This window comes from Paenibacillus sp. 10L310 (assembly GCF_056395745.1).
Genome location: NZ_JBFTKC010000020.1, coordinates 70052 through 95439 on the forward strand (window position 1 = coordinate 70052; position 25388 = coordinate 95439).

General features: G+C 44.7%; 22 protein-coding genes. 17 read left to right on the plus strand and 5 right to left on the minus strand.

Annotated elements, in window-relative coordinates; translation table 11 throughout:
• Window positions 1-6 precede the first annotated feature (6 nt).
• The 15 genes from AC1DE7_RS27215 to AC1DE7_RS27285 all read left to right on the plus strand — a co-directional run bounded on the left by AC1DE7_RS27215 (window position 7) and on the right by AC1DE7_RS27285 (window position 16313).
• Window positions 7-1380, plus strand: coding sequence for a lipopolysaccharide biosynthesis protein (locus AC1DE7_RS27215; RefSeq protein ID WP_282319115.1), 1374 nt, complete (start codon window positions 7-9; stop codon window positions 1378-1380).
• A complete protein-coding gene (locus tag AC1DE7_RS27220; protein ID WP_282319114.1) occupies window positions 1367-2395 on the plus strand; it encodes a polysaccharide pyruvyl transferase family protein in 1029 nt (342 codons plus the stop codon). The genes AC1DE7_RS27215 and AC1DE7_RS27220 overlap by 14 nt, the downstream gene beginning before the upstream one ends.
• A complete protein-coding gene (locus AC1DE7_RS27225; RefSeq protein ID WP_127551218.1) occupies window positions 2392-3774 on the plus strand; it encodes a sugar phosphate nucleotidyltransferase in 1383 nt (460 codons plus the stop codon). Before AC1DE7_RS27220 ends, AC1DE7_RS27225 begins: the two co-directional genes overlap by 4 nt.
• A 32-nt stretch (window positions 3775-3806) precedes the next feature.
• Complete coding sequence (locus tag AC1DE7_RS27230) at window positions 3807-5138, plus strand: UDP-glucose dehydrogenase family protein (RefSeq protein WP_127551216.1); 1332 nt, start codon at window positions 3807-3809, stop codon at window positions 5136-5138.
• A 14-nt stretch (window positions 5139-5152) separates the two neighbouring features.
• Window positions 5153-6079: an LCP family glycopolymer transferase gene (locus tag AC1DE7_RS27235; protein WP_477535596.1), complete on the plus strand. Its 927-nt coding sequence runs from the start codon at window positions 5153-5155 to the stop codon at window positions 6077-6079.
• Window positions 6080-6099: 20 nt separating this feature from the next.
• On the plus strand, window positions 6100-8223 hold the full coding sequence (locus AC1DE7_RS27240; RefSeq protein WP_127551212.1) for a YCF48-related protein: 2124 nt from the start codon (window positions 6100-6102) through the stop codon (window positions 8221-8223).
• Between the two features lie 126 nt (window positions 8224-8349).
• A complete protein-coding gene (locus tag AC1DE7_RS27245; RefSeq protein ID WP_164783416.1) occupies window positions 8350-8835 on the plus strand; it encodes a VanZ family protein in 486 nt (161 codons plus the stop codon).
• 93 nt (window positions 8836-8928) lie between these two features.
• Window positions 8929-9450: a hypothetical protein gene (locus AC1DE7_RS27250; RefSeq protein ID WP_036611303.1), complete on the plus strand. Its 522-nt coding sequence runs from the start codon at window positions 8929-8931 to the stop codon at window positions 9448-9450.
• Between the two features lie 251 nt (window positions 9451-9701).
• Window positions 9702-9953: a hypothetical protein gene (locus AC1DE7_RS27255; protein WP_127551208.1), complete on the plus strand. Its 252-nt coding sequence runs from the start codon at window positions 9702-9704 to the stop codon at window positions 9951-9953.
• Window positions 9954-9985: 32 nt separating this feature from the next.
• Window positions 9986-10894: an ABC transporter ATP-binding protein gene (locus tag AC1DE7_RS27260; protein ID WP_036668930.1), complete on the plus strand. Its 909-nt coding sequence runs from the start codon at window positions 9986-9988 to the stop codon at window positions 10892-10894.
• Window positions 10887-11678: an ABC transporter permease gene (locus AC1DE7_RS27265; RefSeq protein ID WP_036611300.1), complete on the plus strand. Its 792-nt coding sequence runs from the start codon at window positions 10887-10889 to the stop codon at window positions 11676-11678. Before AC1DE7_RS27260 ends, AC1DE7_RS27265 begins: the two co-directional genes overlap by 8 nt.
• Before the next feature lie 177 nt (window positions 11679-11855).
• A complete protein-coding gene (locus AC1DE7_RS27270) occupies window positions 11856-12929 on the plus strand; it encodes an AI-2E family transporter (RefSeq protein WP_127551206.1) in 1074 nt (357 codons plus the stop codon).
• A gap of 214 nt (window positions 12930-13143) precedes the next feature.
• Entirely contained in the window at window positions 13144-13539 is a 396-nt protein-coding gene (locus AC1DE7_RS27275) for a GntR family transcriptional regulator (RefSeq protein WP_036611299.1), read from the plus strand.
• 23 nt (window positions 13540-13562) lie between these two features.
• Window positions 13563-14645 carry a DUF1648 domain-containing protein gene (locus tag AC1DE7_RS27280; protein WP_477535597.1) on the plus strand — a complete coding sequence of 361 codons (1083 nt, stop codon included), beginning with the start codon at window positions 13563-13565 and terminating at the stop codon, window positions 14643-14645.
• A gap of 78 nt (window positions 14646-14723) precedes the next feature.
• Complete coding sequence (locus tag AC1DE7_RS27285) at window positions 14724-16313, plus strand: alpha/beta hydrolase family protein (RefSeq protein WP_477535598.1); 1590 nt, start codon at window positions 14724-14726, stop codon at window positions 16311-16313.
• A 125-nt stretch (window positions 16314-16438) separates the two neighbouring features.
• Here the strand turns inward: AC1DE7_RS27285 and AC1DE7_RS27290 are convergent, their stop codons facing one another.
• Window positions 16439-17797 (minus strand): hemolysin family protein, encoded by a 1359-nt coding sequence (locus tag AC1DE7_RS27290; protein ID WP_307414592.1) that lies wholly within the window; start codon window positions 17795-17797, stop codon window positions 16439-16441.
• Between the two features lie 376 nt (window positions 17798-18173).
• On the opposite strand from AC1DE7_RS27290, the gene cls reads away from it, so the two are divergent.
• Window positions 18174-19613, plus strand: a complete 1440-nt coding sequence (cls, locus tag AC1DE7_RS27295; RefSeq protein WP_338707995.1) for a cardiolipin synthase — start codon at window positions 18174-18176, stop codon at window positions 19611-19613.
• A gap of 348 nt (window positions 19614-19961) precedes the next feature.
• Window positions 19962-20873, plus strand: coding sequence for a YitT family protein (locus AC1DE7_RS27300; RefSeq protein ID WP_282319107.1), 912 nt, complete (start codon window positions 19962-19964; stop codon window positions 20871-20873).
• A 55-nt stretch (window positions 20874-20928) separates the two neighbouring features.
• Here AC1DE7_RS27300 and ligD read toward each other — a convergent pair whose 3' ends face one another.
• From ligD to AC1DE7_RS27320, 4 genes are all read right to left on the minus strand, one after another.
• Entirely contained in the window at window positions 20929-21819 is an 891-nt protein-coding gene (gene ligD / locus AC1DE7_RS27305) for a non-homologous end-joining DNA ligase (RefSeq protein WP_477535599.1), read from the minus strand.
• Between the two features lie 40 nt (window positions 21820-21859).
• Window positions 21860-22810 carry an ATP-dependent DNA ligase gene (locus AC1DE7_RS27310; RefSeq protein ID WP_477535600.1) on the minus strand — a complete coding sequence of 317 codons (951 nt, stop codon included), beginning with the start codon at window positions 22808-22810 and terminating at the stop codon, window positions 21860-21862.
• A 53-nt stretch (window positions 22811-22863) separates the two neighbouring features.
• Window positions 22864-23961: a GerAB/ArcD/ProY family transporter gene (locus tag AC1DE7_RS27315; RefSeq protein WP_477535601.1), complete on the minus strand. Its 1098-nt coding sequence runs from the start codon at window positions 23959-23961 to the stop codon at window positions 22864-22866.
• Between the two features lie 177 nt (window positions 23962-24138).
• Window positions 24139-25008, minus strand: a complete 870-nt coding sequence (locus AC1DE7_RS27320; protein WP_477535602.1) for a VOC family protein — start codon at window positions 25006-25008, stop codon at window positions 24139-24141.
• Between the last annotated feature and the right edge of the window lie 380 nt (window positions 25009-25388).

Here is a 25388-nt window from a genome sequence, read left to right on the forward strand (position 1 = left end):
TAGTTGATGTCACAACTCGCGCTCCCAAAACTCTTAAAAGGCAACAGTCTGTTACAGACCATTGTGCATACCAGTGGAACAAACGTCATTATTATGGTTTTTACCACGATTACTTCGATTATTACTTCTCGGATGTTTGGTGTTGAAGGTAAGGGAGCTTTTTCGGCGATCTTGTTCTGGCCGACATTTCTCATTGGACTGGTAAGTTGGGGACTTCCAACCTCGATTATCTATAACCTGAAACGGGAAGCTGCGGAGAAAAGCGCTGAATATCTGCGACTTAGCTTCATGGTCCAAATTCCGATTAGCTTTATCCTCGGAGCGATTGCCTGGATCTATATGCCTTCCTGGATGGCGGATTATCCGCCAGAGGTCATTACGATTTCCCGCTGGTTTACCGTCACCAGTATTCCTGTGCTGATCCTGATTAATCTGTTATCTGCTCTGTCGCAGAGTCGTGACAGGTTCCAGGTCTATAACGGGATACGGTTATATAATCCGGTGCTGAAAGTGATTGTCATGATCTCGTTATGGTTGCTTGGTGCGATGAGCATTGGAATGGCTTCTTTTGTATCCATAGCGAGTTCAGTGATTGTTGTCGCATGGGCAGCATATACGCTCAGAGATAGCCTGCAGTTTAAGTGGTTTACCAAGGCGATCGATCGAAAGGCAGCCAAAAATCTGTTTGGTTACGGCAGTCGGGTTTTTGGGGTGGAACTCCTCGGCACCCTCTACACCCAGTTCGACAAGATTATTATATTGGCTCTGCTCACGCCTAGAGATTTCGGACTCTATTCCGTCGTCTTTGCGTTATCTCGCATCTATAATGCGGTGCAAAATGCAATAAGCAGTGTTGTATTCCCAAAGGTCACCGGATTACCACAGGATCAGGTCATTCGTACCGTTGGGAGAGCATTCCGACTCTCTTTAATTATCATGACAATCATCGTCGTGCCAACCATGTTTGTAGGGAATTGGCTGATGGGTGTTTTGTTTGGTGCAGAGTTTTTGGAGGCGAGTCAGGCATTTTATATTTTGGCATTTGAATGTATTATTGGCGGCGGTTCTTGGATTCTCGCTTCTGCATTCAATGCTTTGGGAAGACCGGGGCTGGTTATGATCAGACAACTCATTGCGTTGTCAGTCACGATTGGTCTGTTTTTTGTGCTTACTCCCCTATGGGGATTAAACGGTATCGCCATTGCCCTGCTCATCGGCTCGATCGTGCGTATGCTGGTCACCGTTGCAGCGATGAAGATTGCATTTAAAGTTAAGTTCAGTGGCATGTTTTTTGACAAAAAGGATATTTCTTTCCTAGCTGAACGGTTGAATAAAAAAAGAAGAGTCACCCAAGGAGGAGATGGAGATGCTGGGCACTAACAATATTCATCCCATGGAAGAGTTGAAGGGACATTTACTTCAGATTCTGAAGGTCATTCCGCCACGTACCGATATCTATTATCTGGATTACCCGGTTCACAGCAATGGCGGAGACTTGTTGATTATGAAAGGTACGGAAGCTTTCTTCCGAGACAACCATATGAATGTACTTGCCAGATATAGCATTCTGGATTGCCCTTTGTCACTCAAGGTACCGGAAGGTATCACGATTGTGCTGCACGGTGGAGGCAACTTTGGCGATCTGTACCCGGCTCATCAGAAATTGAGAGAACGAATGATTGCCCAGCATCCGAATCACCGGATTGTCATTCTGCCTCAGACGATGTTTTACAAAAGTGATATTGAATTAAAAAAGACAGCACAGGTATTCAATCGTCATAAGGATGTACACTTTTTTGTCCGGGATACATTATCTTATGAGATTGCGAGTAAAGAGTTTCAGCAAACGAACGTGTATCTCTCTCCGGATATGGCGCATCAATTATGGCCCCTCAAGTCCAAGAGCCAACCTGTTGCCGAGATGCTCTATTTCTTTCGGAAGGATATTGAGAAAACTCAGAATCAAGTACAATACGAATCCATCAGTGGGCCTAAGGCCACGTTCAAAGACTGGGAGACATTGTACAACCGGGTAGACCGGAAAATTATTCGCATGATTTCATCCCGGTTGAAATCTGGTAAAGGCAACGCTCTCGCCCGCTGGTTGTGGTACAAATACTCTGATCGGATGGTACATACAGCCGTAAAGGAATTCAATAAATACAAAACCGTCACGACATCTCGTCTGCATGGACATATTCTGGCTTGTCTTCTGGATCAACCAAACATTCTTCTGGACAATTCGTATGGCAAGAACTCGAATTATTATACAGCTTGGACGCGGAACAATCCGGTAGGCAGACTGGAAGCTGGTCAGACCAGCACATATAACCAATCAACCAAGGCAGGTAAAGGATCTGGGGCGGTTGTGCTCTCGGATGGAGCAGCGCTATGAGAAGTATCTTGTTATCCGGTGGATCGGGTAAGCGTCTCTGGCCATTATCCAACGATTCAAGGTCCAAGCAATTTCTTAAAGTGCTCCATGGACCCGAGGGTGAACCGGAATCAATGGTGCAACGGGTATGGCGGCAAATGAATTGTGCAGGACTTGCATCACAGGCGTTGATTGCAACCAGTCTGCCTCAGGTGGAGATTCTGACTTCACAGCTTGGAGACGATGTGAGACTGGTCGTGGAGCCTGAGCGCAGAGATACGTTCCCTGCGATTGCACTCGCCGCTTCCTATCTGTATTCGGTGGAGAGTGTGAGTCTGAGTGAGACGGTTGCTGTACTGCCAGTAGATCCTTTTGTTGAAAAGGAATTCTTCGAGGTTCTGGCGACCTTGCCTGAAATGCTCGATAAGTCAGGTGCGGATCTGGCTTTAATGGGAGTAGTACCGACCTATCCGTCAGAGAAGTACGGATATATCATTCCGCAATCCTTATCTTCCAGTAAAAGTAGCAACGAATACGTTCATGTAGCGAAGTTCCAGGAGAAACCCTGCGAATCCGATGCAGTCCTTATGATTGAGAAGGCTGCATTATGGAATTGCGGGGTTTTTGCTTTTAAGCTGGAGTATTTGATCAATTTGCTCATTGAGATGGAGCTACCGATACAGTACGACGAGATGCTGAAACAATATGGACGATTGCAGAAAATCAGTTTTGATTACCAGGTTGTCGAGAAGGCAAATAAGGCTATTGCCATTCCTTACAACGGCTTCTGGAAAGATCTAGGCACGTGGAACACACTCACGGAAGAGATGGGAACTTCGGTGGTAGGTAAAGGCTGGGTTACGGATGATTCTCACGATACTCACCTAATCAATGAATTGAACATTCCGGTTGCCGTCTTGGGGCTGTCAGGTGTGGTGGTGGCTGTGAGTCCGGATGGCATTCTGGTCAGTGATAAAGAAGCGAGTCCACGGATCAAAGAGATCGTGAAAAACGAGGATCAACGCCCCATGTATGAGGAGCGCCGATGGGGGTGCTACCGGGTGCTGGATTATACGAGAAATGAAACCGGTGGCGAGGTTCTCACCAAACGAATCTGCATCAGTGCCGGGAAGAACTTGAGCTATCAATATCATCTGCTCCGCAATGAGGTATGGACGGTGGTATCTGGAACAGGGGAATTGATTCTGGATGGCAAGCATCGAACGATCAGCCAGGGAGATACGGTGATTATTGATCGAAGCATGCTTCATTCCGTCAGAGCCGTTACTGAACTGGAGATCATTGAAGTGCAGATCGGCAGTCAATTGATTGAGGAAGATATCGTTAGAGTATCCACTGAATGGAAGGACATTGTTCAGACTTATATGAAGCACGTGTAACCAAGACTTTATGATATGGGGGAGATGTTGGAATGAATATTACGGTGATTGGAACAGGTTATGTAGGTTTGGTATCAGGTGTATGTTTTTCGGAACTGGGAAATAACGTGATATGCGTCGACAATAATGTGGAAAAAGTGACTATGCTGACGGATGGTCATGTTCCAATCTATGAACCGGGACTCAAGGAAGTCATGACTTCCAATATGGAAGCGGGCAGGCTGACCTTCACGACCAACATTCAGGATGCCATCCACTGTTCAGATATCATTATTATCGCGGTCGGAACGCCATCCCTGCCGAATGGTGAAGCGAATCTGAGTTATATTGAGCTTGTTGCACGAGAAATTGGTTCTTATATGGATAATTATAAAATAATAATGACTAAAAGCACTGTTCCTGTCGGAACCAATGATCGTATTCAAGAATGGATCAGCAGTTTGACGAGTCATCCGTTCGACATGGCATCGGTACCTGAGTTCCTTCGGGAAGGCACAGCTGTGAAGGATACACTGTATCCTGACCGGATAGTCATTGGGACACATAGCGAGCGAGCAGTCGCCACACTGAAAGAGTTGCATCAGCCACTAACCGATCAGATTATTGTAACGGATATTCGTTCGGCGGAGATGATTAAGTATGCCTCCAACGCTTTCCTGGCAACCAAGATTTCCTTTATCAACGAAATTTCTAATATCTGTGAAAAGGTAGGGGCGGATGTTGGTCGCGTTGCTGAAGGCATGGGGTATGACAGACGAATCGGTGCATCTTTTCTCAAGGCAGGCATTGGATATGGAGGTTCCTGTTTTCCTAAGGATACACAGGCCCTGATTCAAATTGCAGGTAATGTCGATTATGACTTCAAACTGCTGAAATCCGTGGTGGAAGTGAACAAGGATCAACGTTTCAACGTGATTCGTAAGCTCGAAGAGGCATTAGACGTACTGGATGGCAAACAAATTGCGGTCTGGGGTCTTGCCTTCAAACCGGATACGGATGATGTACGAGATGCACCGGCGGTTGAAATTATTCAACGACTGCTTGATCAGGGAGCAGCGGTTAAAGCTTACGATCCTATTGCTACGGAGAATTTCCGAAAGGAGGTTGATTCACCGGCGATTACATGGACCTCTAGTGCAATGGAAGCCGCCGAGGATGCCGATGCGCTCTGTGTCCTAACTGAATGGAAGGAGTTTATGGAGGTAGATCTGACGGAACTGGCAGTGCATATGAAGCAACCGATTTTAATCGATGGAAGAAATATTTATGAAGAAGACCAGATCAAGGATACTGCTTTTCAATATTACTCTGTAGGTCGTCCAGGATTAACGAATATTGATGGAAGAAAAACCGCAGTTCTGTAACCGGGGGCATGAACATGAAACTCAAACTGGGGATCAAAATTACGTTAGCAGTTCTTATCTTTATGATAGCCATTGTAGTTGGGTACGCAATCTATCTGTACCTCCATGTAAAATCAGCTGCAGACAACATCTATGAGCCCCGGGAACCGATCAAACAGGTATCTATTGTGGATAACAGGGGAGGAGGCAGGTTCCCCATAGACATGGAGAATCAGGAACCGTTCAACGCCCTGATTTTGGGTGTGGATGAGCGAGCCAATGATCATGGACGCTCCGACACCATGATCGTGCTCAGTGTGAATCCAGCTCAAAATTCTGTGCTCATGTTTAATATCCCTCGCGATACGCGCACGAGCATCGTAGGGCATGGAACAGAGGACAAAATCAACCATGCCTATGCCTTTGGCGGTGTGAACATGTCTGTACAAACGGTTGAACAATTCCTCGGAGTCCCCATGGGCTATTATTTGAAAGTGGATATGGAAGGATTTGCTAAAGTTATCGATTTGGTTGGTGGGGTAGATGTCCACAATCCTTTTGCCTTTGAATATGAGGGTCATCGATTTGAGAAGGGCACCCTCCACTTGGATGGTGCAAGTGCACTGGGATTTTCACGCATGCGTTATGATGATCCCAAGGGTGATCTTGGGCGAAATGACCGGCAGCGTGAAATTATCAAACAGGTATTGAAAAACACCGTTCAGATATCTACTGTATTTCAGTTGGAGTCATTGCTTGGAGAAGTAAGCGAACATGTCAAAACAGACATTTCATTTGATGAGATGAAGCAGATGCTCAGTAATTATCGCAACGTGCTGGAACATGTAGAATCGGTTGAAATTAAAGGTACAGGTAAGAAAATCGACGGAGTATATTACTACATGGTGGAACAGTCTGAGAAGAATCGGATACATCAGTTGATCAAAGAACACTCCGGTTAAATGGATAAGGGGTGAACCACATGCGTATGTTCAGGCTGCCTAAATTGGTATTGATCGTCATTTTAATGTATACACTTATGATTCCGACAACCCAAAATGTTGTTCAGTCTGCTGAAAGTTATCAATGGGATCAGATACCCATTGGCGGTGGAGGTTACGTTACAGCGGTTGTTGTTCACCCAACGGAACCTGATTTGGTCTATGCTCGTACGGATATTGGTGGTGTCTATCGGCTCGATCCCATAAATAACAGGTGGATTCCTTTATTGGATCATATTGAGTCGGGCGAAAGTAATCTATACGGCATTGATGGGATTGCACTGGATCATCAGAATCCGGATATCATCTATCTTGCTGCCGGAAAGTATGCGAATGGGAGTCCCAGTGACATTTTGAAGTCGACAGATCGGGGCGCAACGTGGACCCGAATGGGATTAAATCTTCGTAATGTTTCCAATGGAAATATTCATAGGGCCATGGGGGAGAGTATCGCTGTCAACCCATCAAACTCAAACTATCTGCATGTAGGTACAAGATACGATGGATTATATACATCCAGTAATGGCGGAGATACATGGAGCCAAGTACGTGAAGTTCCCTATGGTCTCTCAGGGCAGGGGATTCGGAGTGTTGTATATGGAGTTAACCCGGCAGCTAAGCATGAGCAAGTTGTGTATGCCGGTGTAAGAGGCATTGGAATCTTTGCCAAAATGAAACGTAGCAATGGCCAGATGACTTGGGAATTGATTAGAAATAGCCCGGAGAGTACAGCTCGGATGACGGTTTCCAAAAGCGGAATTTTGTATGTGACAACAGATAACCGTGGAATCCTGAAATATAATGGTAAACAATGGACTAATATTACCCCGAGTTCGGAATATTCATCCTACTATGGTATTAGTATTGATCCCTCCAATGATAATCACATTCTGGCGGCTGTTCGAACGGGTGGCAGTAACTTACCCTTATATCGCTCCGCCAATAGTGGTCAAACCTGGACCAGCGTGAACAAAACGTTGAACGACAGACCTCCATGGTGGTCATCTAATATGTTTTTTTCGGCGACATCAAGTATAGTATTTGATCCACATCATCCTGGTAGAGTATATGCCTCCGACTGGTCAGGTGTATTTAAAACAGATGACATCACACAACCGATGACCCAATGGGACGCGATTACAGATGGACATGAGGAAGTCGTTGCCCTTTCAGCTGCGACACCACCTCAAGGAGCCGCTTTTTTTAGTGGTGTGGCTGATCAGGTAGGATTCAGGCATTCGGATATATTCAATACACCTATCCAAAAGCTTCCACTTGCAGGCATGCAGGAAGTGGTAAGCATCGATTATCACGAGGCAGATCCCAATCAGATCATTTATTTGGGGAGCAACGATTGGTATGGAACCATCACCAAGCTATTTGTGTCAACCGATAATGGACTGACGACTACCCCTGTGGATGTTCCTGCTGGCTCTCAATTGGGGCGTGTAGCTTACTCGGCTTCGAATTCGAATTTGATTATTTATTTGCCGCAGAAAGGCAACGCAGTGAGGAGCACAAATAAGGGTGTAACCTGGCAAAGTATGAATGGACTCCCGTCAAACAATACAGGTGGCGATTCCATATTCACGTATAATCAGACGCTGGCAGCTGATCGAACAAATGGGAATAAGTTTTATACGTATTACGCTGGACATTTGTATCGAACAACTAACGGTGGAGCTAACTGGGTTAAGGCGAACATAGTTGCATTGCCGCAAAGTGAGAAAATCAAGGTGGAAGCTGCGCCAGGAATGGAAAATGTAGTTTGGGTGAGTCTTGGGGGAGCAGGCTTGTATGCTTCACATACTTCCGGTGCTGCTTTCACCAAAATACAAAATGTACAATCGTCCGAATTATTTGCTTTTGGAAAAGGGAAATCGGGCGGAGTTACTCCTGCTGTCTTTATCTATGGCACGGTCAATCAGGTCAAAGGATTTTTCCGTTCCGACAATATGGGACTCACCTGGGAAAATATCACACCAGCAACAGGGATCGGTATCGGTAATGAGCCCCAAGTGATGGAAGCTGACCGCCAGACGTATGGAAAGGTCTATGTAGGTACGAATGGTCGTGGATTATTTACAGGCTATTTTGTTCAATAAACATTACTTGGCTCTATAAGAAGTATAGAAAGAGATATGAAAGTGGTGATTACAATCCTAATAGGGGAGGGCTCCCGGCGTAGGCGACGTAATCATAAGCGAAGAAGATATGGATACCTGATCTCCGTGCTTCTGATTATATCGTGGATTTTGTTCATCTGGTCCATGTCCGCACAATCCTATCAGCAACAAACAATTCAGCCTTGGCTTCATCAATGGTCTGAGCAGATCCAATGGGTATTAAGCTTGCCTGATATCCAGTTCACTTATGGTGAGCATCATTATTCACTGAATGAACGACCCTATGACTTTGCCGAGTTCATATTTCGTAAAAGTGCGCATGTATTTGTTTATGCTGTGCTAGCCGTACTTGTCTATTGTGGCATGCGTTATCGAAGAAGTGGTATGAAAACCTGTATAGGAATTGCACTGGCTACTGTGATTGTGATCGCATCAATTGATGAATATATCCAGCAATTCAGCCCCAATCGGACAGCTTCCATTCGAGATGTGGGAGTTGATCTGATTGGTGGTCTCTGTGGTGTTATGTTATGGATAGCGGGCGTAGCGATCTATCGGAAATTAAGGTCATTTAGACACTCTCATCGCTAAAGAACGTGATTTCCCAGGAAATTAGATGTATCGTTCAACTTCTACTTGTCTGCTATCCATCATAAGTATGGAGTAGGACAAGGAGGACTGGACATGCTGCGAAGAAGGAACCGGAATGCTTTGCTCAAAAAGATCGGCTTCATCGCGATCATTGTATTATTGCTGTGGTTGATTGCCAGAACCATTCCGTATTTGTTTCAGGCAGATACATCGGATGAAGCTGCTGCTGTTGCCGAAGAGTTTTACAAATATGAGCAGACGGGTGACTTCGGCAGTTCATGGGAACTCTTTCATCCCCTGATGAAAGAGCGGTTTCCCAAGAGTGCTTACGTACAGAACAGAGCACATATATTTATGCAGCACTTTGGCGTGGAAACGTTTGAGCTGGAGATGGAAAAGCCGGAGCGCGAGTTCGATGTAACCGTGATCGATGGCGTTAAGCCATTTTCTGAAGCCTACAGAATCCGGGTCACCCAGAAGTACTCAGGTACCTTTGGCCAATTCGATATTGTGCAGACCTGTTATCTGGTAGAGGATGGCGATGAGTGGACCTTACTTTGGTATTATCCAAATCAGAAAAACGAGGATACCTCGCAGGTCGACAATAGTGACTGATCAGGAAATAGTATTAACCCATACATTGAACCGAATTGTATCATTTACCTAACATGAGGCTCCATAAATGCGAGACTTTTGTCGCATTTTTGGAGCTTTTTTTGTGTTTTGCTTGTTTTTATAGCTTTAAAGCCTTGACATTAGTCCCGGTGTCAAGTAAATTACGAGATAGATACAAAATGTATCAATTTTCAGCGTCTAACGACAAATAACAAGGACTTCTAAGCTCCTTGTGAGGGGAAGGAATATCATTGATCGAAACGGGCCGCTTTTACTGTGTCAGTTGTGGGATGATTGTGTCGGTCACTAGAAGCTCTGTCGAAATGAAGGAAGAGGGCAATGGAGGCAATCACGTATTTCGCACCGGATTCTACCGGAGTGAAATGCCGCTTGGATGCTGTGAAGCGTGTGTAGTTGAAGCGAAACGTCAGGGGAAATCCCAGTTTGCGGGACAATATACTAAAGATTATGATACACTATGTGCATATGAGAAACGGGCATGAATGATGTGCTCGTCCATGAAGGAGGGGATTGAATGCAGCAGGAGCCGGTCGTCCGGATTCAGGGCGTCAGCAAGATCATATCCTCCCGATCATTGGTCAGCGACCTGACTCTGGATATTTCTCCGGGGCAGGTTTTTGGTTTTTTAGGACCTAATGGCGCGGGAAAAACAACGACGATTCGAATGATGGTTGGACTGATGTCCATCAGTAAAGGTGATATTTTCATCTCGGGACACAGTGTGAAAAATGAATTTGAGCAGGCGGTAGCCCAGGTAGGAGCTATTGTGGAAAATCCGGAAATGTACAAGTTTCTGACCGGGTACCAAAATCTCGTTCACTTTGCCCGCATGTCGCCGGGAGTTACGAAGGAACGTATTGCGGAAACAATTGAGCGTGTGGGGCTCACAGCCCGTATTCACGATAAGGTCAAAACCTATTCACTTGGCATGCGCCAGCGTCTGGGGGTCGCGCAAGCGATATTACATAAACCGAAGCTGCTTGTACTTGATGAGCCGACCAATGGTTTGGACCCACAGGGTATACGGGAACTGAGAGATTATTTGCGTCAGCTCACCCAAGAGGAAGGCATTACGGTCTTTGTATCCAGTCATTTATTGTCGGAGATGGAGCTGATGTGTGATACCGTAGCCATCATCCAGAACGGCAAGTTGATTGATGTAAGAAACCTTCGGGCTGAAGCCGGTTCGGATGCATTAATCGAAGTTGCTTTTGAGCTGAATGATGCTGACCGCGCTGCGGATCTGATTCAGGGTGCTATCGTACAGGGCAATGTCCTGGTGGTGCGAGTGTCTCGTGAGCAGATTCCGGATATCAATGCCAAGCTAGTTAGCGAAGGGTTTCAGGTATACGGTATTCGTAACGTGACTCACACCCTGGAAGAACAATTCTTGCAAGTCACTGGGGGTGGAGGCATTGGGTAGTTTTGGTAATCTGATATTGAACGAGAATATGAAAATTTTCCGTCGTCCCCGTACCTGGATCATGTTATCAATTCTGGCGCTGATCTCGCTATTAATGCCAGTGTTACTGCGAGAAGGGATGGGGTCCAATGAAGTTTTGTACTGGGAAGCGGCTGTAACGACCATCCAGATTACGTTTTTCCTGAACACGATCTTCTGTGTCGTGATTGCAGCGGAATCGGTTGCGGGCGAATTTACCTGGGGAACCATTAAGCTGTTGCTGATCCGTCCATGGTCACGAAGCAAAGTTCTTGCTTCCAAATATCTGACCGTCGTTGGCTTCAGTATTGTCAGTACATTGCTGATCATCGCGATGGCCATGCTAACGTCTTATATCCTTTTCTCGCATGATGCTCCGGGAGGAAGCGGTAGTCCGGCTACGAATGCTCTGACGTTATGGGGATATCTGTACGTTGATCTGTTCATTACGCTTGCGATTGCCTTTATGGTGTCCTCCGTATTTCGTTCAGGTGCACTTGCGATTGGATTATCTCTGTTCATTATGTTCTCACAGAGTATCTTCTCACTCATATTCAATCCGGTCCGTTATGAGTGGGCCAAGTATGTTCTATTCAACAACATGGATCTTAGCAAATACATGACCTCCGGGGCAGATTTTGCGCTAATGGGTGGTCCGAGTGCAGGAATGACACTGGGTTTCTCCATTGCAGTTCTGGCGGTGTATTACGTTATTTTCATGGTGATTTCCTGGGTTGTATTCAGCAAAAGAGATGTGGCAGGCTAACGCCTGCTTCTTTTTTTTGCTCCAATGTTTGTTTTGGAAAGAAAATAAGTGTATATTCAGCATCGCCTGTGGCATGACTGTCATTTAAGGGTACTTAGTATCATAAGTAAATGACTAGATATACATATGAACGCCGCAGTCACTTTGGCAGAGCAGCGCATGGAGGGATCACGTTTCTTGATAAATAACAAGTTCTACCGCATATGCACAGCGATTATTCTGCTGCTGCTCATCGTGTATCTGGGGGAAAAAGTGAACTTTATTTTCAGCCCGCTGACCTCACTGATTCACATCATCATCATTCCGCTGCTGATTGCTGGTTTCTTCTATTATCTGCTGCGCCCGCTCGTCGATTATATGGAAAGGCATAAGATCAAACGTGCATTATCAGTTCTGATTATTTATGTCGTAATTGCACTAATACTTGCAGGTTTTAGTGTGCTTGTATGGCCTTCCCTGCGTGAACAATTGATGAATTTCGTAGAGAATGCTCCAGCGTTGGTTACTTCACTCAGCGATCAGTTGAATGCACTTGAAAAGAGCAATGTTGTATCCAGATACCTGCCTGATGATTCCAATCTATTCTCACGATTATCCGATGTTCTGAGTCAAGGGATCACTCAGGTAACCAATTATGTCTCCGGGTTATTCTCCGTGGTATCCAATCTGGTTATTATTCTGGCAACGTTCCCGATCATGTTGTATTACATGCTCAAGGAAGGCAGCAAGTTTGGAACGAATCTGACCTTATTGTTGCCAAGACATTATCGGAAGGATGGGGAAGAAACCGTCCATGAGATTGATGAAGCACTAAGTAACTATATTGTTGGCCGGGTTATTGTTAATGTAGCCTTGGGGATTCTGATGTACATCGGTTTTCTCTTTCTTGGGTTGCCATATGCACTTCTCTTGACGGTTGTATCCATTATTCTGAACTTCATCCCTTATGTGGGTGCTTTGCTGGCAGCTATTCCGGTTGTCATTGTTGCGTTTATCGAATCACCTTCGATGGCGATCTGGTCACTGGTCATCATTGTAATCGCACAGCAAATTCAGGATAACCTGATCTCACCGTATGTCTATGGCAAACAGCTCGATATTCATCCACTGACTACCGTTATCCTTTTGCTCGTGGGTGCTGACCTGGGAAATATCTTGGGTATGATCATCGTGATTCCCCTATATATGATTCTGAAAATTATAGTTCGCAAAATCCATTATCGGATTGTCGAAGATAAGACTGAAACTTAAATGGAATTTGAAATACAACGCTGTCATGTGCCACTACTAATGTTTGTTCTTGAATCACATCGATAAGCTCAACAGGATAAGCCGCATATCAATGGTGAAGGGTCGGGTAAGTTTGCCCTCGCCATTGGTAGGCGGCTTTTTTTCATACATATTGCTCACTCATGTTATACCTGTTATACTTGATATATAACAGACAACAAAAGAAGGTGAACCCTTGATTATTCAACTGGATATGCAATCCGAACTTCCCATCTATTCGCAACTTGTTTATCAAATTATTGAAGGTATTGCTAGTGGTGAGTTACAGCTAGGTGAGGCGTTACCTTCGGTTCGGAATTTGGCCGCAGATATCGGTGTTAACCTTCACACCGTCAACAAGGCTTATACACTACTCAAGCAAGATGGATACATTCTGGTTCATAGACAAAAGGGAGTTGTAGTGAACCCTGATGGAATGCCTGGTTTAACGGATGATTTTTTGAAAAAGCAGCAAAGAGAATTAAGACCGATTATTGCGGAAGCGATCTGTCGTGGAATGACTAAAGAAGAATTATCTGCGGTGTTAGACCAAATGTATGATGATGTGAAGATGGGTCACAACAAAGAGTAAAGAATCAAGGGAGTGTGTTATGTATGCAGCTATTTAGTATATTACCTATCATTTTAATCTTTGCTCCATTAGCCTTACTTCTATCCTTTACACCATATCTGACAAGGGAAACCATTAGCTTTGGGGTTACGGTAAGTCAATATAATTACTACACACCCATCTTACGTAAGCTAAGAAGTACGTTTGCTACAGTAAGTCTGATCGGAAACGGGATGATTATACTTGTCTGTCTGTATTTTCTCCGATCTGCTAATGAAGATGCTACCGCAATGATTACCGGTGTTAGCACAATGATATTTATTGTGTACTGGGCAGCGCTACACATCTTATTTCATTTCAAGATGAAAAAGATAAAAGGAACACTTACAACTGTAGAAGCACCTCAAAGAGTTAAAATCGATACCACCTTCCGCCAAAATAAACTCACTTATTCCAACTATTGGTTTCTCATTCACATGGCTATTATTGTAGCCATTGCGATTATTTCGATCCTGAATTATAAGGCACTACCTAACGTCATCCCAATAAAATATGATCTTCAGGGCCATGTCACTTCCAGTGTGCCTAAAACCTACTTCTCGGTACTGGCTATTAATCTTGTACAGCTAGGAATCATTGCACTTATGATGTTGGTTAACTGGAGTATTAAATCAAGCAAACAACAGCTTACTACGTCTAATCCGGGCCAATTTGCTACTGAAAATATTCAATTCCGCCGTAAATGGTCGCTATTTACGCTTGTAACAGGCTTACTTCTTACCATCTTATTTGCCTTCATTCAGATCAATATGTTCGTCCCTAATCTGGTCTTGTTAACAGCTATTAGCTTCATCACTCCTGTGGTGATCGTGTTAGGTGTTGTATGGCTGTCTCTCACAGGCAGACAAGGCGGTGGGAAAATTCGTAATCAACAAGAGGATCATGAACGATCTAAGGAGCAGCCTGTGAATGACGATGATTATTGGAAGCTTGGGTTTATTTACTTCAATTCCAATGATCCTTCTTTAACCATAGAAAAGCGTTATGGAATAGGCTGGACAATTAACTTCGCTCGTCCACTATCTTGGGTCCTGTTGTTATTCATCATTTTGCTATTGTTGTTATAAGCATAGTCCTGAGCAAATAAATGCTCATAATGCTATGCATATAATAGATGAAATTAATTATTAGGAGGAGTTATTACAATGAACAATTGGAAAAAGCTATTACTTTCTCTTACTTTCGTAGCTCTCATCCTTCCGGTAACATCCATCTCAGAAGCTGCTGAAAAATCCGCTGGTAGTGAAAATCTTGTTCCTATTCGTGAGATTGCAGAAAAGAATGGGGCAGAGGTATCTTGGCAACAAAAGACAGGAGAAATCACAATACGAAAAAGTGAGCTTACGATTGTAGTCAAGGTAGGAGAGAAACAGGCGATGGTGAATGGGCAAGCCATATCCTTAGACAATCCTGTTCAGTTAACGAAAGGAGTTACCTTTATGGATGGGGCATTTCTTTCTGAGACGCTGAAGGCAGCACCTGAGGATATATTCATTTCCCTTATTAGTGAGGGCGATGGCAAGGAGGCTGCCAAGTATGTTCATACCTCTGTGAGTGGAGTGTTGTCACCCACGTTGTTGAGTCAGCTGTGGGGAGCTTTAGAAGGACAAAATGGCAAAATTACAAGTGAAGCCATAGCTAAGCATGTAGAAAATAATACAGTGCATCGCAATGTTACCTATACGTTCAAAACAGAGCTAACTCGTTTAAATATTACGGTCAGAATGAATCATAACGGACTTGTGGATGATTTGCATATTGCCGCCGCTACGCCAGATGTGTATCAAAAACCAAGCTACGACGACCCATCTACCTATACAGAACAAGACATTACGGTTGGTCAGGGTGATTTAGCTTTGCCAGGGACATTAACTTTGCCCAAGGGAGAGGGACCTTTCCCGGTTGTCATTCTGGTACACGGATCTGGGCCTAGCAATCAAGATGCTGCCATTGGTGGTGCAAAGCCGTTTCGCGATCTTGCGGTAGGTTTAGCTTCACAAGGAGTTGCTGTATTAAGATACGATAAAGTCACGTATGAGCATACCTATAAGGTGGCTTCACAGCCTAAATTCACATTAAAACAAGAGAGCGTAGATCAGGTAAACGATGCATTGGAATTGCTTAAAAAGAATGCACATATTGATTCTACAGCGATTTTTGTAGCTGGACATAGTCAAGGCGGGTTTGCAATGCCATTAATCATTGCTGAGGATAAACAACATGATATTGCAGGAAGTATTCTACTTGCTGCACCAAGTAGTAGCTTTGCGGATGTGCTTACCGAGCAGCAGGACGAATTAGTAGAGCGGATGAAGCAGCTTGGTTTAGACACGGATGTCATTCAAGGGCAAGCTGATTTTTATAAAAATGTGGCTGCGATGGTTAAAGATCCAAAATATTCTGTAGATCATCTTCCTGAGGCGTTTCCACTTCAACCTGCTTATTGGTGGTTTGAGCAGAGAGATTATGTGCCTGCGGAACTGGCTAAAACACAAAATACACCTATGCTTGTTATACAAGGCGAAAACGATGTGCAAGTGTCTATGAATCAATTCCAAACCTGGAAATCGTCTCTTCAAGGTCATTCCAATGTAACGTACAATAGCTATCCAAAGGTAAATCATCTTTTATCCAGCTATGATGGACTTTCGATCGGTCAAGAGTACGTTGAGCCATCTAATGTCTCCAAAGCCATTATCAATGATATTGCGAAGTGGGTATTAAAATCAAACTAAAAATGGGAGTTCCATTCTTGGGTTGAATGATAACTTGGAGAAGTGACGGATAGGGCGAGATATAATAAGAAGAGGAGTACTTACCCAAATAGGCAAGTGCTCCTCTTTTTATTTATAAATTTGCTTTATTTAGACCAATTGGACTCTTTCTCGTCTTCATCAGTATAATCAGACATGGTCAGTGGTTCCTTGGGAACAACGGCCACTTTGTAGAACCGATTTTTGTCTTTTTCCAGCAAAACAAAGATTAGATTCTCGAACTCATATTCTTCCTGTTCGTTCATCTCGGGACGATGGCTGTAGAGCCATCCACCAATGGTGTCCCACTCATCTGCATCCAGGCTGGACATAAACATGTCGTTCACCTTTGATAAGGAAACCTTGCCATCCATAATGACATAGTTCTCATTGATGACTTGAATATCTTCCACTTCGTCTGCGTCGAACTCGTCGCGAATCTCACCAACAATCTGCTCAAGCACATCCTCGATGGTTACAATTCCGGAAGTTCCTCCATATTCGTCGACAAGTACGGCGATATGTACGCCATCCTTCTGCATTTTCTTGAGCAAGTCCTTCACAGGAGTTGTTTCGTGAACAGCCGATACAGGCTGAATTAGGGAGGATAGATCAACAGGTTCATCGTTTCCGTAAAGTTCCAGGAAGAATTGTTTCGTATTAATGATACCGATGATATCGTCTTTACTCTCATTCACTACTGGAAAACGTGTATATTGTTCTTCACGAATGATCTCCAGGTTTTCCTCATTTGTTCTATTCACATAAAGGCAGACCATATCGGTCCGGGGTACCATGATTTCTTTGGCTAACATCTCATCAAAAGCAAAGATCCGGCTTACGTAACCGAATTCGGCTTGGTTGATTTTACCACTTTCAAAGCTTTCATTAATGATGATCTGCAACTCTTCTTCGGAGTGTGCATCTTCATGTTCAGAAGCAGGTTTGATTCCGAACAGTTTCACCAGTTGGTTCGCTGAGCCGTTTAACAGCCAGATAAAAGGATACATAATTCGGTTAAACCAGATGATAGGTGTAGACGTCAGCAGTGCAACAGTCTCGGCTTTCCGGATTGCAATCGTTTTTGGAGCGAGTTCACCAACCACAACATGCAGATACGTGATGGAAGCAAACGCAATTACAAATGATAAGAATGAAGAAACCGCCTCAGGAATTTGCAAGCTTTCAAACACAGGGTGGAGAATCTTCTCTACCGTTGGTTCACCCAGCCAGCCCAGTCCCAGAGATGTGATCGTGATTCCAAGCTGGCAGGCAGACAAATATCCGTCCAGATTGGCAACGGCTTGTTTAACAGCCAGCGCACGCTTGTTTCCTTCTGCAATCATTTGATCGATCCGGCTCGGACGAACCCGTACCAGAGCGAATTCCACTGCTACAAAAAACGCCGAAAGTCCTATCAAAATCGCAACCAATACTAAATTTAACGCATACCTCTCACTGTCCATTCACTACTGTTCTCCTTTAAGTAATAAGTTTTTAACGATTATTATATCTAATTTTACGTAAGAAGACCACCTCCAGACAAAGAAATGAGGAAGAGTCTGGAAGGTAGAATGAGCAGATTGGCGTCACAATGCGAATCTGTTCCATCATTAAACTGATATGTAGAAGGTAACACAGTCAGAATATACAATGAACGAAGTTGAAATTTGAATTTCCAGAATCAAGTAATCCGTCTGCTTATGTAAAGTTTTATCTAAGCAAACGTTACGAATAGGGGGTACATTGGGTATCTATGATTAGCTGTATACATAATCGTCAAAGATGTGTAGGTGAGAGAAAGGCAAGGCCACGAAGCTTGCCACTTGAGGAGGAAGCCGAATGTTCTGGCTGGTCATTATATTACTCGTATTTATTTTCCAGGCAGCCACAATTCTTTTGCTGGAATTTCGTAATCCGGCTAAAGCTGTGGCTTGGCTGTTTATTTTGTTCTGCGTGCCTTTGATCGGTTTTGTAGTGTACTATTTCGTGGCGCAGGATTATAACAAACGAAAAAAACTCCGTAAGGGTGGATCGCGCATCTTCCGTGAAATGAAGGAAACGATCTGGGAACAAGCCCACATCATTGGAGATGTCGAACAGATGCCTGGCGATCGTTTCAGCCACCAGCATCGATTGTTTAACCTGTTATCCCATCTGTCGGAGAGCCCGATTACAGGTTGTAACCACAGTACGGTGCTCACAAATGGTGAAGAGGCATTTGCGGCAATGCTGAGGGAAATGGAAAAAGCAAAGCACCATCTGCATGTGGAATTTTACATTTTTCGTGATGATGTCATCAGCACCAAGTTTCAGGATGTCATGATTCGCAAGGCACAGGAGGGCGTGAAGGTTCGGTTTATTTGTGACGGTCTCGGAAGTCACAAGATGAGCTGGAGCTTTATCCGCAAACTGCAAGATGCAGGTGTGGAATTCCATTATTTTCTACCGCCACTGATTGCCACGATTGACCGAAGAGTCAACTACCGGAATCACCGTAAAATTGTTGTTGTGGATGGACAGGTTGGTTTCGTAGGTGGCATCAATGTAGGCGATGATTATCTTGGACAATATCCGGAGATTGGTTTCTGGCGGGATACACATGTGCAGATTGAGGGAGATGCCGTGTACTTCCTACAAAGTACGTTCCTGAACGACTGGAAATTAGCTTCCGGTGAGCGAATTACCGAACCCCAGCTTGCGGAATTATTTCCACCACATATCTGTAGCGGGGAAGAACGAATTCAGATTCTGGCCAGTGGGCCGGATCAGGACTGGGATGCCATTCAGGAAATGTGTTTTGGGGCCATTTCGGTAGCTTGTGAACGGATATACATTACCACACCTTATTTTATCCCTGATCCTGCCCTGTATGAGGCACTCAAAACAGCTGCTGTCAGTGGCGTTGATGTGAAAATTATCATTCCATATCAATCCGATTCAAAGCTTGTTCATTTGGCATCCCTTTCATATGTAGAGGAACTTCTGCGAGCAGGTGTTGAGTTTTTCCAATATCGCAAAGGTTTTGTACATGCCAAAGTGATGATTGTGGATGAGTTGCTTGCAACGGTAGGCACGGCCAATATGGATATGCGCAGTTTTTTTTGCAATTTTGAGTTAACGGCTGTCCTGTTCGAGTCCTCTCCGATTCGTCGTTTGATCACTGATTTTGAACGTGATCTCGGGGAATGCAGTCAGATCGATGGGGAGGTATTTCAGAAGCGTTCACGACGGCAAAAAGGCGCAGAAATGCTTTCTCGGATGCTTTCACCGCTTCTTTAGCCGATTTAGGGCAGATTTCTGAAGATAAGTTCACTTTTTGTGAATTTATCTTCTTTTTGCTAAGTATTTTGCGCAAATTTGATCTTTTATGATATAATAGATATATAAATCATGTCTTGGCGAAGGAGGGGAGTCTGCGGGAAAACAGGCTCCCTTTTGCTCTCTTTTGAAAGTGCAAACCGGGATGAATAACATTTTGAATCCATTTTATATCGCCTTTAGATGCTTGCGCTGTATAGCCAGGGTACATATAGAACGCAGTTTGCTGTTCTCCATATGTAGATTCACCCTGAGTATTTAAATGATTTATAAAATGGATTCACACATTGATTTAACGGGGGGGATACCATGTCCAATGTAACGGTGAAAGAACTAACAGCCAAGCAAGCTGACCGCGGGGTCAAAAGCTCGGTGTTTACATTAAAGCTGCTGCAACGTATTGTGATGATTCTGATCGGTGCTGCACTAATGGCTGTATCGCTTGAAGTGTTTCTCGTACCGAATGGTGTTATTGATGGTGGGATTACGGGGATTTCAATTATGGTGTCAGAACTTACACATCTGCCACTCGGAGTATTCCTGACCTTGCTTAACTTGCCTTTCCTGATTCTGGGTTACAAGCAGATAGGTAAAACATTTGCGTTATCCACACTGCTGGGGATCGTGGTCATGTCCATCGGGACATCATTATTGCACCGTGTGCCTGCATTAACACCAGGGGAGCCTTTGCTCGGAGCTGTATTTGGCGGATTGATCCTGGGTGTGGGTGTTGGACTTGTCATTCGGTCTGGCGGTTCACTGGATGGTACGGAGATTGTGGCGATCTTGCTTAGTGAGAAGTCACCTTTGTCTGTAGGACAGATCGTATTGTTCATTAACGTGTTTATTTTCGCAGGTGCAGGATTTGTATTCGGCTGGCCGAATGCCCTGTATTCCATGATTGCATATTATATTGCGATGAAGATGATTGATATTGTGAATGAAGGACTTGACCAGTCCAAATCGGTATGGATCATTAGTGAGAAATATCGTGATATCGGTTCAGCCCTGACAGACCGTCTTGGTCGTGGTGTAACTTTCCTGGATGGAGAGGGCGGATTCAGCGGGGACGAGAAAAAGATCATTTTTGTCGTGATTACCCGTTTGGAAGAAGCGAAGCTGAAGACCATCGTTGAAGATTGGGACCCGCAAGCTTTTGTGGCGATCGGTAACATTCATGACGTGAAGGGCGGACGTTTCAAGAAAAAAGGTATCCATTAGCGATTGATATACGCATGAATGATAATAGCCGACACCCTTGTGATGAGGGAGTCGGCTATTTTTTCTTCAAATGTTTGAGAATGAGCTCTACCGGTTGGGGTTCAACAGCTGCGATTAAATCACCGGTTTGGTTCAAACGTTCAATAATGTTCATCAGATGGTAATCCTGGATGGAGACGTTACTTCTAACCTCTTCCCAGGTAAGGGGTGTGGAGACAGTGGCGCCGGATTTGGCACGTGGTGTATAGGGAGCGGCAAGGGTCTTGCCACCGTAATGCTGGAGGTAGTCAAAATAAATGCGGTCTCCACGGTCCTTTTTAAGTCGTTCCAGTGTGAACAGATCCGGGTGCTTTTGAGTGACATATTTGCCCACAAAATAACCGATATCTCGTAATTCATCAAAGGTTACACCTTGAATAATCGGAACGATGATCTGAACGCCTGTTGCGCCCGAAGTTTTGGGAATCGACCTCAGACCAAGGGAAGTCAGGGTTTCGCCAACGATGAGTGCAGCTTGCATGATCCGGGGTTCATGTTCCTGAGAGGGGTCCAGATCAATCATCCATTCACTGGGAAGATGGCTCCCCACAGCATGCAGAGAAGGATGAAATTCAAGTGCGGCCAGATTGCCAAGCCATAACAATTCGGGAAGTCCATTCATGACTACATAGCGGATGCCGTCGTGAACTTCAGTGCGCACATAATCTGGTACAGGCTCAGGGGCATTCTTTTGATAGAAAAATGTCCCTCCAGCACCGTGAGGATACCTTATTGTGGTGAGAAGTCGATTGCTCGTATACGTGAGCAGATAAGGAGCCAGAGCGGCCAGCTTTTGCAAATAGATGGCTTTGGTGACACCTGCATCCGGCCATAACAGCTTGTCTGGGTTCGTGACCGTCAGTTCTATGCCTTCTATTATGATGGTTCCCTGGATCTTGGGGGCCATATGGAATACCTCCTATACGTGTAATCAATCTTGGACTGATTCATTGAAGAAGCTGGTTCGCCAGACAATCCTCACGGGTTACATCCGCGAAGGTCTGAATACTGGGATGGCGTAGAGTATTATGATGAGTCAGCTCCATATATTGCACTTTGACTCCTATTCGCGGTTCGACCCAGGTGGTCTCTGCACTGCGCTCGGGTACATTATGGAACGGCCTGTCCTGCCTGATCAGAGGCTCGACTTGATGTGTGAGTTCCCGCCACGTATTGGAGTTCAATTTGCCAGTCCCAACATGACCAATATAGACAAAATCAGGCCCATCATATACACCGACCGCGACGGCGTTCACAATACCGCTCCGGTACGTGACTCCCCCGATCATGGCATATACGTCATGCATGATTTTGACTTTCTGCCAGCGCTGGTCCTTGCCCTGTATGCCATAACTGCTGGTGAGATCCTTGCAGACAATGCCTTCCATCTGATGTTGTCTCATGACCGTAAGCAGGGAAGCGGCATCAAGTGTATTGGTGACCTCCTGAACATGGGGAGCGTTGTTAAGGACCTCGTGCAACAGGCGCTGTCGATCTGCCAAAGGCTGATCCGTCACCCATTTCCCCTCATAGAACAGGATATCAAATACCATATATGTGACCGGAATCTGATGTATGGCTTGGGCGATACCTTCGGGTCTGCTCATCCGATCCCGCCGAAGAACGTGATAAAACGAAGGTTTTCCGGTATCCGGGTCCAGCGCAATAACTTCTCCATCCAAGATATAGGAGGAGCCTGAACACAGATTGCGTGGTGTTACCAGTTCGGGATACTGTGCGGTTCGATCATGTAATCTGCGATTCACCAGGCGCAGCTCATGCCCATCCTCATAGGCAAGCATGCGGACTCCATCCCACTTGACCTGGGCAATCCATTGCGGCCCTGTGGGCAAAGTATCTCTGGATATGGGTTCGAACGGAATCAGCGGTTTGAACATGGGGAACTCCTCTCTCGTATCAACCAATTAGCGCAGGTTAATTCGGAATTTAGTTATATTTTTTGAAAACGGGATTTCATATGATGCACCAGAATGAGCAGTAACGGAAGTGCTATGCCACAGGTCAGATCCCAATCAATCCAATAGGGAATAACGACCTTGAGATAAAAGTTCTCGTTCGGAGAGATTAGAATAGACATGGCGAGAATAAGCATGGCACCCGGCAGGATCAGAGAACGGTGACTGGACAAGCGAAACAGATGAGCGACGCCCAGGACAAAACCGTAGAAGAACAGAGCGGCTTTGAAGAAAACAGCAATAATCCAGACCGATGCTATGAAAGCTTCGATGCGTTGCATAAAGTTTCCGATATTGATCTTCTGTGAAAGGTTGAATGAAGCGAACCAGTGATGCTGGGTCATCCATGGTCCCATGACGAGCAGACACATACTTAGCGTCAGTGTGAGTAACAATCCGCCAATCATCCCTGCTAACAGAATGTCCTTCTCCAGATGGGGCTCATTTTTAGTGTAGGGAAAAAGCATCATGAAGATGCATAGCTCACAGTAGGGATATGTGAGTACAGCAACAAAACCTTTGAATGGATCAAGAAATCCTTGTGCCAGCACAGGTTGGATGTTGGCCAAACGTACATGGGGGATTAGACACACCGTCAGAATAAGCAGAAACAACACGATCAGAGGAAGAAAGACCTCAGCAGTTTTACCAATGCTCTCCAGACCCGACAGAAGCCCCCAGACAAGCGCACACATAAAAACCAAATGCAGAATCAGTAATGGAGATTCCGGCAAGATCTGAGTAGACATAAAATCGCCAATCTCCCTAATGAACGTTGAGGTACTGATCAGGAAATAAAAGAGATAAAAAGAGCCAAACAAGGTTCCGATCCAGGGTCCCAGAGTTCGAAGGGCATTTTGAATCAGATTTAACCGGGGATGCAGTTTGTAGGCAACTAGCATAATGAAGAGTAATCCCAAGCCCCCTGCGACTCCCAATAAGGCTGATAACCAGGCATCCTGATGAGCGTAGGATGTGATCATGGAAGGGAAGACCAGAATCTGCTCCCCAATTGTGCACAGGAACATGAGTGAAGCGAGCTGTCTAACAGTCAAACGTCCCTTTTCGATCATGAGGTATCTCCTTAACATATCTTGTCTATGTATTGGTTAGAATGCACCAATTGTGCCAGTTTTATAAAAGCCAACTCAAAAAGCCCGGGTAACTGATCTCTCTGTGATGTAGAGAAATCAGTTACCCGGGCTTAATAAAATGAGGTTAAGCAAACATATTGTAACGCCTAAACAAAATCAGTTCGCAGTTGTCAGACGTATACGAATATTTTGTGGGTCTACCGTAAACCAGGTACCCTCCACTTGGGTAACGACTGCACCGGATTGACGCAATTGTTCAAGTGCCTGATCCAATTGTTCCTGTGTGGCGTACACAATGGTGAAGTAGTCAATTCCTGTAGCGTTATCTGGATTAACAGGTGCGTTCACTCCCGCCCAGATATTAAGTCCCAGATGATGATGATAGCCACCTGCGGATACAAAGAGTGCTGACATGTTGGCGAAGTTACCCACGATATCAAAACCGAGTATGCCGGTGTAATAGTTGCGTGCTTCTTCCAGGCTGCGGACGTGGAAATGTACATGACCAATAACGGTGCCAGCAGGCAGGCCCTGCCAAGGTTCATTCTCCGAGATGGCAAACAGGCTTTCCACATCAACAGGATCACTTGCCATCACGTAGTTATTGTCGCTATCCCGTTTCCAGGTATCACGTGCACGGTCGGCATAGATCTCAATCCCGTTCTGATCGGGATCGGAGATATAGAAGGCTTCGCTGACCAAGTGATCGCCTTGGCCGATATCGATACCGGATGCAGCCAGATTACGAAGAGCAAGACCCAGGGACTTGCGGTCAGGCAGAAGGATGGCGAAATGATACAAGCCAGCGTGTGAGCGTTCCGGCAGGGTAATTCCATCCGTGAGCTCTTCCAATCGCAGCAGGGACTGTTTTCCGTCGGCTGTCAACGTGGCCACTTTGCCACTACGCTCCAGTAATTTTAATCCAACCACTTCGGTATAGAACTTAATTGAACGGTCTAGGTTCATAATTCGCAGACTCACTTCACCCAGATGGGTTGTGGCAGGCATTTGATATGTTGTATTCATGATTGTTTCCTCCTGATAATAGATAATATGGGTGCTCGTTTAATTGTGTATATGCGTTGAAAACGGATTATTTAATTGCATACTGTTGAAGTAGAATTACAGGGTGACTGTATATTCATAAATAAGTTACTTTTCATAAGTTAATATAAAATATAAATCAGCTTTCGTCAATTGTATTTTGCAATTATAACTGGAGTTTTAGTGGAATGAATTGTTCCAATAGTTCTGTAAAACAAAAACCAGCTAATGTTTGTCAAGCATTTCTGGTTGGATGAGTTCTCTTTTCGTGGTATACTTTTTCCGACCAACACGAATAACCTCCACGGGTATGGAGGTTTTGGTTAAATATGGATTACACTTGGTAGGGCTGGCCTTTCTGC

Bases quoted from the DNA above. Each gene is read 5' to 3' on its own strand.
- AC1DE7_RS27215 (WP_282319115.1), top strand. From the start codon at position 7: ATGTCACAACTCGCGCTCCCAAAACTCTTAAAAGGCAACAGTCTGTTA.
- AC1DE7_RS27220 (WP_282319114.1), top strand. From the start codon at position 1,367: ATGCTGGGCACTAACAATATTCATCCCATGGAAGAGTTGAAGGGACAT.
- AC1DE7_RS27225 (WP_127551218.1), top strand. From the start codon at position 2,392: ATGAGAAGTATCTTGTTATCCGGTGGATCGGGTAAGCGTCTCTGGCCA.
- AC1DE7_RS27230 (WP_127551216.1), top strand. From the start codon at position 3,807: ATGAATATTACGGTGATTGGAACAGGTTATGTAGGTTTGGTATCAGGT.
- AC1DE7_RS27235 (WP_477535596.1), top strand. From the start codon at position 5,153: ATGAAACTCAAACTGGGGATCAAAATTACGTTAGCAGTTCTTATCTTT.
- AC1DE7_RS27240 (WP_127551212.1), top strand. From the start codon at position 6,100: ATGCGTATGTTCAGGCTGCCTAAATTGGTATTGATCGTCATTTTAATG.
- AC1DE7_RS27250 (WP_036611303.1), top strand. From the start codon at position 8,929: ATGCTGCGAAGAAGGAACCGGAATGCTTTGCTCAAAAAGATCGGCTTC.
- AC1DE7_RS27260 (WP_036668930.1), top strand. From the start codon at position 9,986: ATGCAGCAGGAGCCGGTCGTCCGGATTCAGGGCGTCAGCAAGATCATA.
- AC1DE7_RS27280 (WP_477535597.1), top strand. From the start codon at position 13,563: ATGCAGCTATTTAGTATATTACCTATCATTTTAATCTTTGCTCCATTA.
- AC1DE7_RS27285 (WP_477535598.1), top strand. From the start codon at position 14,724: ATGAACAATTGGAAAAAGCTATTACTTTCTCTTACTTTCGTAGCTCTC.
- AC1DE7_RS27290 (WP_307414592.1), bottom strand. From the start codon at position 17,797: ATGGACAGTGAGAGGTATGCGTTAAATTTAGTATTGGTTGCGATTTTG.
- cls (WP_338707995.1), top strand. From the start codon at position 18,174: ATGTTCTGGCTGGTCATTATATTACTCGTATTTATTTTCCAGGCAGCC.
- AC1DE7_RS27300 (WP_282319107.1), top strand. From the start codon at position 19,962: ATGTCCAATGTAACGGTGAAAGAACTAACAGCCAAGCAAGCTGACCGC.
- ligD (WP_477535599.1), bottom strand. From the start codon at position 21,819: ATGGCCCCCAAGATCCAGGGAACCATCATAATAGAAGGCATAGAACTG.
- AC1DE7_RS27310 (WP_477535600.1), bottom strand. From the start codon at position 22,810: ATGTTCAAACCGCTGATTCCGTTCGAACCCATATCCAGAGATACTTTG.
- AC1DE7_RS27315 (WP_477535601.1), bottom strand. From the start codon at position 23,961: ATGATCGAAAAGGGACGTTTGACTGTTAGACAGCTCGCTTCACTCATG.
- AC1DE7_RS27320 (WP_477535602.1), bottom strand. From the start codon at position 25,008: ATGAATACAACATATCAAATGCCTGCCACAACCCATCTGGGTGAAGTG.